Consider the following 12,194-nt stretch of genomic DNA (forward strand, 5'->3'; position numbering starts at 1 on the left):
ATGAGCGAACAACCGATCCGCGTGAAACTTTTAGCCGATTCGGCTGATGTTCTGAAGACGCTGCCCTCAATGGGCAAGCTTATGATCAACTCCAAAAGTGGCGGCGCGACACATGAGCGTATCGGTGTCGTGGAGCAGGTTGAGGTTCGTGACGGCTGGATTTATTTCTCAGGTAGCGAGCATCATTCGCGCATCGATCTTTCGGCAATTGCCTCGCTGATTGCTGATCGCAGCAGTGTGATGCAGGAGAAGGTCTATCCCCGTATCGATCTTCTTGCTGAAGATGAGAGTGTGGTCGGCAGCGTGATCGGCTTTGATGGTGCGGAACCGTTCGATCAGGCTCTGAATGGCTTTGCGTTCTCGGCTCTTCCACCCAAAGACAAAGATCGCGGTACTGGCGAAGCGCTGCAAGTCGGTGATGATGAACCCGGTTTGAAGCCTTTTGCGGCAGCTCAGCGCAATAAGGCGGAGGTGCGCATTGCGCTCGACTTGCCAGCCTTCAAGCAGGAATGGTCGGGCGAAATGCCGGACGTGCGTCCGTCCCGCGGCTTTATCAATGTGATGAAACCGGACTTTCATCTGCATCTCAAAGCGGGCCACGTTGCTTCGTGGCATGAGGTAGAAGAAGGGGATGAGTATCGCTTCTACGCTCTCAATGAGACGGGCCAGCAAACGGGTCTCGTCGTGTCGGGCAAAAAGGATGCGTTTCGATGAGCTTAGAGCCTTTATCGGTACAAGCCGGGCAATGGATTGATTCAATATCGCCAGAAGTTCGCACGCATCAATCGGTTATGCATGAAATGGCCAAGAAGCGCGTTGTGCTTCTCGGCGAACAGCATGATCGGCACGATATTCATCGCTGGCAGGTGAATGTTTCTGCGTCTCTTCTTGCTCTTCGCGATGAGCTTGCCGTCGGCTTTGAGATGTTTCCGAGAAGAATTCAGCCAGTGCTTGATGAATGGGTGGCAGGCAAGCTCGAGGCCGAGGAGTTTCTGGAGAAAGCTGAATGGGGCAAGGTCTGGGGCTTTGATGCAGATCTTTACTGGCCGCTTTTCCACTTCTGCCGCGAGTTTAACGTCAAGTTGCTGGCGCTTAATTGTCGCCGCGATCTCGTGACCCGTGTTGGCAAAGAAGGCTGGGAAGCGATTGCGGAAGAAGATCGTGATGGCCTGACCCCGGCACGTCCGGCGAGCCTTGCGCATCGCGAACATCTTTTGCGTCTGACCAATGGCGGGCCGCCGGTCATGCAGGGAAAATCAGCCGACGCACCGGAGTTTGACCGCTTTGTTCGGGCGCAGCAAACCTGGGATCGGGCCTTTGCCTGCAACATCGCGGCATATCTCGAAGAAAAGCCCGAAGCGCTTGTCGTCGGCATCATTGGGCGTGGGCATATGGAATATGGCTTCGGTACACCAGATCAGCTTGATGATTTGGGTATCGGAGAAGTTGGCGTTCTCTTGACCGAATATGTTGGTGAGACGTTTGAAAAGGTAAGCCAATCCGATATTGCTGACGCGGTTTTCGGATTGCAGGGATAGGTTTTAACGTCTTTCCCGGTCACGCGGCTGATAAGAATGATCGGTGCTTTCAAGGGTAAAAGATCTAACATTGAGGATCATGAAAATGAAAAATCAAACGAGTTTGCGGCTGTTCATGATGCTTGGTTCTTTGCTGACCGCGACGTCCTACAGTTTGCCATCCGTTGCGCAGACAGGGCCTCGTGTTACGGCACCAGCCGCACCATCTGAGGCGGAAGCGCCTCAGATTATCAATCAGGCTGAATGGCAAAGCGCTGTCGTCCGCATCCTCCGACGTTATGGGGTTCTTCTGTCGCGCGAACTGCGCCCTCTTGAACTGGATGGTGTTTTCAAACCGAAGATCAGCTTTTATCTGGCGCCGGATGGAACCGTCTCTGATGTCGAGCTCGTGGAAAGTTCAGGCGACGATCTCGTCGATGCTGCAGCATTGAAAGTTCCGACCGCTGGTGCAGCTTTTCCACCTTTCACGCCAGATATGCCAAGCGACAAGCCCAAGAAGCTCATCGCTCCATTTGAAGTGCATCTGAGCAAGCCAGAACCCGACGAGCCTAAAACCAGTGATCCGGCCAAGCCGCAATAAGCGTCAAGCCACCTTTAATTCTCCGATTGGCAGACCGGTGTCGGTCATTTTGTTATCGACACCATTTTCATCGAGAAACTGCTTCATTTCGGCATAGGTCTCAAACCAAGCGCGGTTGTATTTGTCGAATAATGACTGGTCCCAGTAATCTTCCAAACGGAATTGCTTGTCACTGAAAACATCATAGCTTGGGATTTTATAGGTTTCGGCAAATTCCGCTGTTCGGCTGTCATAAGTGAAATAGATCGATGGAATGCCGTTAGCGAGCGCCATCAGATTTCCGTGCAGGCGATAGCCCAGAACCAATTGCTGCTTGCGCACAAATTCCTCGTAGTCGGCAACAACATCCGAATAGAACATGCGATGCCGATAAAGATTTTCGATTGTGTCATCGAAATACCAGTCAGCGGTCCAGCGATGCGCCTTGAGGGCGGCGATAGCCTCTTCTTTTTGTTCAGCCGTGCCGAACACCATCTTTTTTTCTTCAATCTCGCCCTGTGCCATGAGCGTTACGTCAAAGCGCTCGGCCATTGTGCGGATCAGATCGCGATGCCGGGTCAGATATTGTTCAATATCTTGTGCGTAAGCCGGTGAAACCTCGCGCCGCACGGTAACACCAACCTGGCTCACTTCCTCAAGCGGCGGCAGTTTGATGCGCAGATGCTGATTGTTACGGCGAAACGCCGTCGGGCAACCGATGATACGGACATTCTGAATTCCGATATCGTTGAGAACCTGAGCCGTATAAGCCCCACGCACGCCAACAGAGACGGTTGAATCGGCGATCATGCGCAGCACCGCCTTTGTTTCCTCTGACAGCTGAATTTCACCGCGCACCGGTGCTTGTGCGCCAACACCAAAAGCGATGACGGGCAGCTTTAGTCGCTGCAAAACAGGGATCGTATCGCGCCAGTTCATATCCTTGTTTATGTAGTTCGAGCCACGCAGGATCACATAATCATATTCTTCCCGCAGCTGATCGATTTTCTCCGGTGAGAAATTGGTGATCGGCAGCTCGGAAGCTTTCTCGTAATTCATCAGCTTCAGCGAAGATTCAAAAACAAAGGCGTCGCCGATATTGTGATAGTGATTGATGCTGCCCTGCACGTCGGTATGACGATACCAGCGGACATTGTCGTGATCGTACACTTCTCCTGCGGGGATCATGACGAGGGCGCGTGCCATAGGCTATTCCTTCTTTTGTAACAGATACAGGCGAGCCAGGCTCAGCTGGCCTGTGAAAGTACGGTTGTATCCACGGCAGGCTTTAGCCTGCGCGGATGGGCTTCCCGCAACTGGTGATAAAGATCGAGGTGCTCTCTTGCACAATCGACATAATGAACAGGCTTGCGAATGGATTGATGAAGACGGTTCCAGATATTCGGATCGCTCAGCACTTCAGTAAAACGATCAGCCAGATCTTCGGCGCTTCGCACGCGAAAATGCAGGCCGTCCTCGCCATCACGAATTTTTTCGGCCATGCCGCCAATGTTCGAGCAAATGACAGGGCGGCGATGATGCAATGCTTCCTGAATGACGATAGGTGAATTTTCCCACCAGATCGAAGGCATCACAACCCAGTCCACCGACTGCATAAGCCGCGGCATTTCAGCATTCTGATAGGCGCCGTAAAAGCGGACACGCGGTCCTGCTTCTTCAATGAGCTTCTGCATTCGTGCCTGAAATGCCGGCGGTTGCTTTTCGAGATTACCGCCAAAGATCATCAGGCGGGAATCCTCGCCCCATACCTGTTCGGGAACGCGTGACACCGCATCGACAAGCACATCGATGCCTTTGAATGGATTAATCTGCCCGAAAAAGGCAAAGCGACTGCGCCGTGGGTCCGGTCCCGTAAGCTCGCGCGGCGGCGTTGTCTGTGTGATCGCGATCCCGTTTTCGATCACTGCCATTTTCTGAGCATTTATACCCCATTCGCGATAGCGGTTTGCCAGAAACTCGCTGGGCGATACGAAAGCGTCTGCCAGTTCCAGCATCCCGCGCACGAAACGTTCGCGCTTTAAAAAGCGGGCAGGCGGTATCTGCGGGAAGCAGGCGTGACAATCAATTGGCGAGGCTTCATTGCAGAGCTTCGAGGTGCCAGCTTTTACCATCTGCCCGTCATTGTTGCAGATCGAGAGGAACTCGTGAAACGTCACCAGAATGATGCGATCCGGCAATGTCTCGCGAATGGCATAAAGCGTTTCGAGGCCGAGGCCGAGTACGTGGTGAAAGTGAATGATATCCGGGTCGAAATCGCGCACAAACCTCAGCAGATCCCGGCGGATTTCGTCGGTGTTTTTGTTTGAAAGATAGAAGTGATCATACTCGTCTGCATGAAAGAGAATTTCATCGCTTGCGCGACGCATACTCATCAGCGCAGTCGTCCCATGCCGCGGGATTGGGTGTGCCGCGCGTGCCAGATAGACTGACTGCACGCCGGGAATGGTGTTTAAGCCCTTGTGCAGATTATAGGATGCAATTTCACCACCGCCGAGTGAGATCGACGGATGGGCGTGGGAAATGACCAGAACGCGGAGCTTCTCGCTCATACGGGTTCCTCCATTTGTACTTTGCGCTTGCCAGCGAGAATGGCCGACCACCGGGCGTCGAAAACCTGGCGGTCGATCCGTTCGATTAAAGCAATCGTTGAAGCCTTGTCGGTGACAGAAGTATCATCTGCACCAAGCATCTGGGCTGATGGCAGCCAATAGGAACGCAGGCCCGATTGTTTGAGCTTCAGCCCAAGGTCCAGGCCCTTTTCATGGGTGCCGAGATAGCCTCGTGTGAAGCCACCGGCAGAAAACAATGCTTCGCGCGGCATGATGCAGCATTCAAAGGTTGCCGTTGCCACTTCGGTCAGCGACATGCCGGATATGGCGTCGATCGGATAGCCCGCATAACGACTGATGAGGGCGCGATCCGATTGTGGTCCTGCAACCCACGTCCCTGCCCAGCGGATTGAATCATCTTCATAGGCAAGGGTTGGAGAGAGCACACAGTCTTTATGGGTTTCATACGCAGTGACCAGCTTGTTGAGCCAGCCAGCCTTTCGCGGCAGCAGGGAGCCTGCCAGAAAGACAACCTGATCGGTGGTGACAGTGCGTGCGCCGACTTCCAGTGCGTCATAAAGATCTTCAGAGCCATTGGCCGAAACAAGTCGAATGCGTAAGCGATAGAAATCAGCCAGCCGTCTGATCTGAACGCCGACGCGGTCTATGATTTCAGTTGCTGCTGCGATCACAATCGGTGCTATTCGCGTTTCAGGATCAAGGGCAAGCAGCGCGAGCAATGGCTCGATCTCTTCGACACGCTCGTCAATCCCGATGATGATTGCTGGCCCCATTGCATCTTCAAATGGTCCCAGATCAACCACACCGAATACTTCAGGTGCGGGGCGGGTAACGCCACGCAGCAGCGGCACCAGCTGCTGATCGACGATGTGGCGCAATGCCCAGGCGTTGGGGTCCGTTGCGCGAAGCTGCCGCACGATTGCATCGCGCGAGGTCACACGCGTCGGCGTCAGCGGAAAGAAGGCACGCCGCCCGTCGCTGATGGAGAGCTCTAGGTAGAAGGGTGAGGTACTGTCACCATCAAGTTCCGCAGCAAATGCCACAAAGCCATGAGCATGTCTGCTAGGGTCAAGGCCAGCATTGAACGGGGGTTGATTGTCAAACTCACGCGTCACATCCGGGCGATCAATGCGCGTCCATGTTGTGTCGATCTGGATCTCTCCACGATGACGACGCAGTTTTACACCCTCGACGTGGCTGTCGGGATCAAGAAGCCAGCCTGCAACAAGAAGGCCACTGCCTTCAACGCGGAAAACATTGTCGATGCCGATCCGGACCGGAAACGGGAGGGCCGAAACAGTATCGGTGCCGTCAAAGCGATTGGCTGCCGAACGCAGCCTTAACAAAATATCGGTTGAGCTTCTAACGCGCGGCAGAATCGCGCGGATATGGGCCGGCGTCTCGCGGGAACCGGACAAAAGCCTGCGATCATAGACTTCTGTAAACCGCCAGCCGCGCCTGCCGCGAAACAGAATTCGCTCAATATCATTGGCTTCAACCGGCTCATTGGAGAGCAGCAGCCCGGCAAAACCGGATGCCTGTTCGTTGAGGTCAGGGCGGGCGAAAACACTGATCGCACATTCGGCGAGCGACGAATTTTTGCCGCTGATAAGTAGTCGCGTGACACTGGGCGTCAAATCCTGCGCCCAGCCCTGAACGAAAATCTCGCCTTCGTCGCTGGCGCCGATCAATTCGATACAGCCATCCGAACGCGCTCCAGCTTGTAAAAGAACGGTGATCGCTGAAAGCTTCTTCCGGCTGATTGGCCCTGAAATCAGACCTTCGACGAGCTCGTCAATGACGCCGGGCAGAGCTGAACCCGACAGATCGGCAATCATTGCAACAAAATCCGCAATGGAGGCGGATCGTGAGGCAAAGTTATAGCGCCCCACCTTGGCCCGGTGCTGGAACATGATTGTTTTGAGCACGCCACGGCGCAGCACATTGGTCGGAACAATTGCCACAAAACCGTGCGTTCCGGCAGGCGAAGGTTCTTTTAGCGGCCAGGTAATGAGGTTTGTTTTCACACTCATTGCAGGGTCGCCATTCAGAAAGGCCGTAACCTGATCATTGGTCGCGCTGCCAATACCCAGCACTAAAACCAGCGTGTCCTCAATCACACTGCCGACCACCATTTCACCCTCCATCATCATGGGTGGGCGATCAGGTGTTCGGGGCTGTTTTGGAGCCGAATTTGGACGTTCGTCTTGCACCATACGGCTTGTCCTTACGGCATGACTGCAAGCGTCAGAAGCGCGCCTGCGACAAAGCCGGTCAAAACGGCGGCCAGTACGAAAAGTACCTTGATGTCACCGCTGCTTCTCTTGCGCACGTCTTCCATGCGTTGTTCAAGGCCTGCCACCACGCCATCCATCCGCATGATATGAACATCAAGCTCGGTCATGCGCTGGTGAAGATCGGTGCGCAGCGCATCAACCGAACCGGCAATATCGAGAAGCTCTGCCGGTGCCGCATTGCCGGAACTGTCGATGGTGGGCGCTGCGCGCTGCAATGAACGCTGGTTGACCTGCAATTGCCGCTGTGCAGCCATCAGCATATCGAGTTTATCGAGAATGCGGGTCATCGGTGCTGCGATGAGCGCTTCAGCTGCCTGCTCATCAGGCTTTGGAACGCGCAGCTTTTGCTCATTGCCTGCGGCATTGGCTGCAACGACCACCAGATCGCCAGCGCGGGCTGCAGCAAATTGCGGCAGCATCACTTCGAAAGCGTGCAGCCCATCGCCAATGCCATTGCGCTTGAGGTCTGGTCGCTCTTTGTCGGCAGGTGCTTCGGCAATGGGCTTGTCGTCCAACAGAACGCGAATGATGAGCCGCTCAGTCGGATAGGACGGATCAAATGCCCAGCCGTAAAGGCGTCCTTCTTCAATAGCGTCAACGCGTCCTTTCATGGCTTCAGTCCTTTGAGCTGTCGGCGAAGCGCTCTGTGCTTCAACCGGCTTTTGTGCCCCTTCGGATGGAATTTTGGTCGCGATGTTCATGATCTACCTCTCATGCTGCCTCGACACGGGCCGCGCGCAAGGATCCAATCAGATCGAGATAGCGTGCTGCGGTGGTGTCGATGGTGTCCGGGTGCCGCGCGTTTTCGCCAAGCGACTGGCGCAGCTCCGGGTTTTCCGCCATGCGTCGCATTGCTTGGGCGAGCGCCAGCGGATCATTGGGCGGGACGGTGAGACCATTGATGCCATCAGTGATCATCTCGGCCATTCCACCAATATTGCTGCAGATGACGGGACGGTTCTGTCCCTGTGCTTCCTGAATGACGAGTGGAGCGTTTTCCCACCAGATCGAAGGCATGATGGCGCAATCCACGGATTGGATGAGTTGCGCGATATCCTCGCGGCGGTAAGCACCACGCCGCTGCACAACAGGAGATGTCTGGGCAAAAAGCTCATCGATTTCGCTAACAAAGCTCTCGCTCTGAAAGGGAGCTGCTCCATGAACACGGAGCTCGAAATCAAATCCCTCGGCAATGAGCAGCTTTGCGGCCTCAAGCAGAACCGTTGCACCCTTCCACGGGTTGAGATTGCCAAAATAGCCAAAGGTCGACTTGGCCCGCTCATGCGAAACAGCCGTTGATCTTGGACGTTCCGGCTGACCATTGGGGATGACCTGAATGCGATCATCGGCAAGGCCCCATTCTACATAGCGCTGTTTAAGAAACGCACTTGGGGACACGAAGGCATCGACTGTGCTCAGCAGCGATTTGATGTGCCGCTCACGAAGCACAAATTTATCCAGCGCAATATCTTTGAAACAAGCGTGGCAGCGGTCTGGACTTGCCCCATGACAAAGTTCTTTGCCGGTGGTGCGAACCATCAGCCCGTCATGATGACAGATAGGGTAATAATCGTGCAGCGTCAGGACAATCCGGCAATTAGGCAGTGTGCGGCGCACGATATGGGGGAATTCTGCGCCCAAAAGTAGCAGATGATGCAGGTGCACAATGTCGGGCCTGAAGTCACGCAGCAGTTCAACAATATCCGGCACAATGCCGTATAGGTCGATCTGGCTCATATAGAAGCGATCAAAGTGCCCGGACCACAGCAGAATTTCATCGCCGCCATTGCCGATGCTCTGAAAACTCGTGCCCGGACGCGCTTCGCGATGCACCTTGTTGGTTGCACCTAAAAACATCGCTTCACATCCTGCCCGCTGATAGGCGCGGAACAGATCATGGGCGAAAATTTCCGTTCCGCCGGGGTGCAGCGAAGGATGATTGTGGGCTGCGATGAGAACGCGCGGGGCCATCAGGCGGCACCTCCGCGCGAGGCAATGAAGATATCCTGATAGTGATCGGCTTCGATGCCGCGCCAATGTCCAAAGGATTTTGTTTGTAGCTCCAGCTTGGCACCTGCAAGCGCACGATCCAGAAAGCCGTTTTCAAAGCCGACCGCCGCAAGGGGCGGAAGTTCCGGCAAAAACCAGCAAGGGCCGGTTCCATGACGTTCAAAGGAGAGGCGCTTGTCGCGCTTGCCGTGCCGGTCGCGAGCGGCAATGTCGTCCACGACAAAGGCAGTCATGAACAGTTTGCCACCAGGTGCTAGGACGCGCGAAATCTGTTCCAGATAGGATTTTACCTCGTCAGGCGGCAAATGCGTGACCACTGAAGTCATGATGACGAAGTCGAAGCTCTTATCCGCAAAAGGCAATGTGAGGGTCAGACCGCTCACGCTTCCTTTTGGATTATAAAGATCATGGGCAATGTCGAGATGACGGAACTCGAAATTGGGATAGCGCGCAGTGATGTTCTGGCGACACCAGTTAACGCCACCGACCACAGGATCAATACCGGCATAGCGTGCCTTCGCCGTGTCGAGATATTGGGTCAGTGGTACGGCCATGCGGCCAATCCCCGAACCGATATCCAACACCCGTGAATCAGGCCTCAGCCCGCCCTTGCGGATGAAATGACCAAGGAACTCGGCACCCACGGCGCGATAATCGCCGTCTCCGACGAACACGCTGTTCGGGTCGGGTGAGGGCAGAAACCGGTTCTTCAAAACAGATTGTATCAGCCAGTCAATCTGTTCTTCGGGTATTGCTGGTTTGGCTTCAGGTTCTGGCTGTTTCAGCATTACCACTTCCGTCAAGCGGCGCTCCTTTCAGATTTTGCCACGATCACATTTGAGGGCATTGAGAGCTGCATCTCGTCGTGTTGCGGGGCCATCAATTCACTGATTTCTTCGTTCCAGCGCTGCGTGTGCAGCCAGGAATTATATTGGCTGGCAAGGCCGCGCATATAATCCGCGCTGCGGCGGATTGAGCGGCGCTCGAAATGGTAGAGCGCAACGCTTGGCTCGTAGTAAATCTGGAAACCGAGCTGGCGAATTTTCAGGCACAGGTCGCTGTCTTCGTAATCGCCGATGACGTAGTCTTCACTGTAACCGCCTACCAGATCAAAGATGTCCTTACGGGTAATCAGGCACGCACCGGTAACGCCCGGAACATCACGCCCACGGCGCGCAGGCGCATAATTGCCCGGCATACCCTTGTGGTAGTGATGATTGAGCCAGATGCCCTGTCGATCGCGGGCGAAATAAAGCCCGGCATGTTGCAGAGAGCCATCTTCAAACAAAAGGCGCGGGCCGATTGCACCGAGCTTCGGCTCATCGAATAGCGGCTGGATCAGCTGCTGCAACCAACCATGTTCGGAAGGCACCACATCCGAATTGAGCATAACAATTGTTGTGCCTGTGGCTATGCTTGCGCCCGCATTGCAGGCACGCGCATAGCCGCCATTGCGGTTCATGATTGCTAGCTTGAACGGCATATCATGAAGGATGTTGAGGCCGCCCAGCATATGCTCCGTGTCATCCTGAATTTCAGGTGAATCGAGCACGAAGATAAATTCAGCATTGGCCATCAGCCAGGGATCAGTTGCCATCGATGAAAACTGAAACCGCAGGAAATCGAGATTGCGGTAAAGCGGGATGACGATAGAGGCCAAAGGAGAAGCAGGCGTCTCGCCAAATTCTTTGACTTCCGTGATGCGCACCGTTGCGCCGATTTTCTTTTCAACTTCTGTGAGTGCGGGGGCGAGAATCTGCTCAAAAACATGCGGTCGCGCCTGTTGTGGCGGGACGGAACGCAAGATCCGCATTCGTTGCGCGGATGGTTCAAAAGGTTGTGGCGCAGGCACCAGTGGCGCTGTGCTGCCCGACGTAAGTCGCATCTGAAAACGCGGCTGCAGCAATGGGCCAAGGTTTTTTGCCGATGGCAACCACGCAACAAAGCCTGTCACGTCCCTTTGTGGAGCATCCTCACGCTTGGCAATTTTGCCTGCAAACTTATGGAAATAAGGCTTGAGCGACTGAGCACTGCCGCCTTCAGGCAAATATTCGATATCGGCCAGCATGGCCGAAGGATCATGCATCCAGCCACCGACGATCAGGCCCCCATCCAATGCCAGCGCCAGATCGATTTCGGCTGTCGGCTGAGAAGCAGATTGTGCAATTTGACGGACAGGCAGCGGCGAGCGCGTCTGTAAATCAATGGCAACGGCGGTCCCTGCCGCATTGATTTTGCCCAGCTGGCGAACCAGAAACTCCCGCAAAGCACCGTTACTCTGCCATTTGCTCCACCATTTGGTGAAGTTGTTCTGTTCTGCCGTTCGGGTTGCCATCTTGCGCACCGCGACACCCTTCTGCCCGCTTAGTACAAGCAGGAGCGATGAAGGCAGATCCTGCGGAGCTTCAACCAGAAGATGGCAGGCCTGCCAGGCATTGCGGCCCTGCTGACCAAGCACAAATCGCGGCGGGATGACCATGACGCTGCCCGGCGTTATGCCGTAAATGGCAGAGATTTCGCCGAGCATCGGATCGACGGCTGTTTCGAGAAGATGATGCCCGGAAACAGGTTCACCACAATGCTGTGCTTCCCGGGGTTCCGGCGTTAACGCGAAAGTTAGCTCGCGCACGAGGGATGCGAATGCCTGATTTCGCGTCAGCCGGAACGTGCTGCGCCAGGTTGTGAGGATATTGGTCAGCAGCTTGATATGGCCGGGCAAAGTGAGATCACTGACGACATGATTGACATCGAATGCTGCAAGCTCATTGGCCGGATAAAGGATTGCTTGTGCCGTAGGTCCCAATGAACCCGCACTCAGCGATAATTCGATTGGTTCGGGTCCGGTCCGCATGGCCCAGAACATGCGCATCCCACCATTTTCCAGCGGAATGCCAACACTGAGCAGCGGGACGGGCTGGACAGGCGTTTCCAGCGTGCATTTGTTTGTGGAGCGAGCCGGGCCGGGAACATCCCAGATGACCACAGCCACGTCGGCGCATAGACGGCAAATGGAGAGGTTCTCGGTTTTGCTTTCAGTGTCCGCCGAATGGTCGAGGTTCAATGTGAGCGCCCTTTCATTCTTGTTGGAAATGCAGGGCCAGAAGCAGCGCTAACGAGGCTGGGTCGGGCCAAAAATCGAGATTGAAAAGAATTAAAGAAGGAACGTGCCCGGCGGGAGGATGCCGGGCACGCACTCAAT

Annotated in this window: 10 protein-coding genes; 3 read left to right on the forward strand and 7 right to left on the reverse strand. The window is 54.9% G+C overall.

All coding sequences use genetic code 11. The features are described from left to right. The 3 genes from CEV34_RS22180 to CEV34_RS22190 all read left to right on the forward strand — a co-directional run bounded on the left by CEV34_RS22180 (position 1) and on the right by CEV34_RS22190 (position 2,118). Positions 1–714, forward strand: coding sequence for a hypothetical protein (locus tag CEV34_RS22180; protein ID WP_094544538.1), 714 nt, complete (start codon positions 1–3; stop codon positions 712–714). After that, positions 711–1,538 (forward strand): ChaN family lipoprotein, encoded by an 828-nt coding sequence (locus tag CEV34_RS22185; protein ID WP_094544539.1) that lies wholly within the window; start codon positions 711–713, stop codon positions 1,536–1,538. Before CEV34_RS22180 ends, CEV34_RS22185 begins: the two co-directional genes overlap by 4 nt. A gap of 85 nt (positions 1,539–1,623) precedes the next feature. Beyond that, positions 1,624–2,118: an energy transducer TonB family protein gene (locus CEV34_RS22190; protein ID WP_179253624.1), complete on the forward strand. Its 495-nt coding sequence runs from the start codon at positions 1,624–1,626 to the stop codon at positions 2,116–2,118. 3 nt (positions 2,119–2,121) lie between these two features. On the opposite strand, the gene CEV34_RS22195 is transcribed toward CEV34_RS22190, so the two are convergent. Genes CEV34_RS22195 through CEV34_RS22225 form a run of 7 tightly spaced genes read right to left on the reverse strand, consistent with a single transcriptional unit; the run spans position 2,122 to position 12,056 of the window. Then, on the reverse strand, positions 2,122–3,303 hold the full coding sequence (locus CEV34_RS22195) for a polysaccharide pyruvyl transferase family protein (protein WP_094544541.1): 1,182 nt from the start codon (positions 3,301–3,303) through the stop codon (positions 2,122–2,124). A gap of 41 nt (positions 3,304–3,344) precedes the next feature. Further along, complete coding sequence (locus CEV34_RS22200) at positions 3,345–4,667, reverse strand: glycosyltransferase family 4 protein (protein ID WP_094544542.1); 1,323 nt, start codon at positions 4,665–4,667, stop codon at positions 3,345–3,347. After that, positions 4,664–6,904: a glycosyltransferase family 2 protein gene (locus tag CEV34_RS22205; protein WP_094544543.1), complete on the reverse strand. Its 2,241-nt coding sequence runs from the start codon at positions 6,902–6,904 to the stop codon at positions 4,664–4,666. The genes CEV34_RS22200 and CEV34_RS22205 overlap by 4 nt, the downstream gene beginning before the upstream one ends. Positions 6,905–6,915: 11 nt before the next feature. Continuing rightward, entirely contained in the window at positions 6,916–7,686 is a 771-nt protein-coding gene (locus CEV34_RS22210) for a hypothetical protein (RefSeq protein WP_079213264.1), read from the reverse strand. Between the two features lie 10 nt (positions 7,687–7,696). Then, positions 7,697–8,956, reverse strand: a complete 1,260-nt coding sequence (locus CEV34_RS22215; protein ID WP_094544544.1) for a glycosyltransferase family 4 protein — start codon at positions 8,954–8,956, stop codon at positions 7,697–7,699. Next, positions 8,956–9,798, reverse strand: a complete 843-nt coding sequence (locus CEV34_RS22220; RefSeq protein WP_094544545.1) for a class I SAM-dependent methyltransferase — start codon at positions 9,796–9,798, stop codon at positions 8,956–8,958. The genes CEV34_RS22215 and CEV34_RS22220 overlap by 1 nt, the downstream gene beginning before the upstream one ends. Further along, positions 9,795–12,056, reverse strand: coding sequence for a glycosyltransferase family 2 protein (locus tag CEV34_RS22225; protein WP_094544546.1), 2,262 nt, complete (start codon positions 12,054–12,056; stop codon positions 9,795–9,797). Before CEV34_RS22225 ends, CEV34_RS22220 begins: the two co-directional genes overlap by 4 nt. Positions 12,057–12,194 lie beyond the last annotated feature (138 nt).

The sequence above is a fragment of the Brucella pseudogrignonensis genome, from assembly GCF_002252525.1.
In the GTDB taxonomy this organism is placed as follows: domain Bacteria; phylum Pseudomonadota; class Alphaproteobacteria; order Rhizobiales; family Rhizobiaceae; genus Brucella; species Brucella pseudogrignonensis.

Coding starts and splice junctions, on each gene's coding strand:
- CEV34_RS22215 (WP_094544544.1), bottom strand. CDS start 8,956: ATGGCCCCGCGCGTTCTCATCGCAGCCCACAATCATCCTTCGCTGCAC.
- CEV34_RS22185 (WP_094544539.1), top strand. CDS start 711: ATGAGCTTAGAGCCTTTATCGGTACAAGCCGGGCAATGGATTGATTCA.
- CEV34_RS22200 (WP_094544542.1), bottom strand. CDS start 4,667: ATGAGCGAGAAGCTCCGCGTTCTGGTCATTTCCCACGCCCATCCGTCG.
- CEV34_RS22195 (WP_094544541.1), bottom strand. CDS start 3,303: ATGGCACGCGCCCTCGTCATGATCCCCGCAGGAGAAGTGTACGATCAC.
- CEV34_RS22210 (WP_079213264.1), bottom strand. CDS start 7,686: ATGAACATCGCGACCAAAATTCCATCCGAAGGGGCACAAAAGCCGGTT.
- CEV34_RS22190 (WP_179253624.1), top strand. CDS start 1,624: ATGAAAAATCAAACGAGTTTGCGGCTGTTCATGATGCTTGGTTCTTTG.
- CEV34_RS22205 (WP_094544543.1), bottom strand. CDS start 6,904: ATGGTGCAAGACGAACGTCCAAATTCGGCTCCAAAACAGCCCCGAACA.
- CEV34_RS22180 (WP_094544538.1), top strand. CDS start 1: ATGAGCGAACAACCGATCCGCGTGAAACTTTTAGCCGATTCGGCTGAT.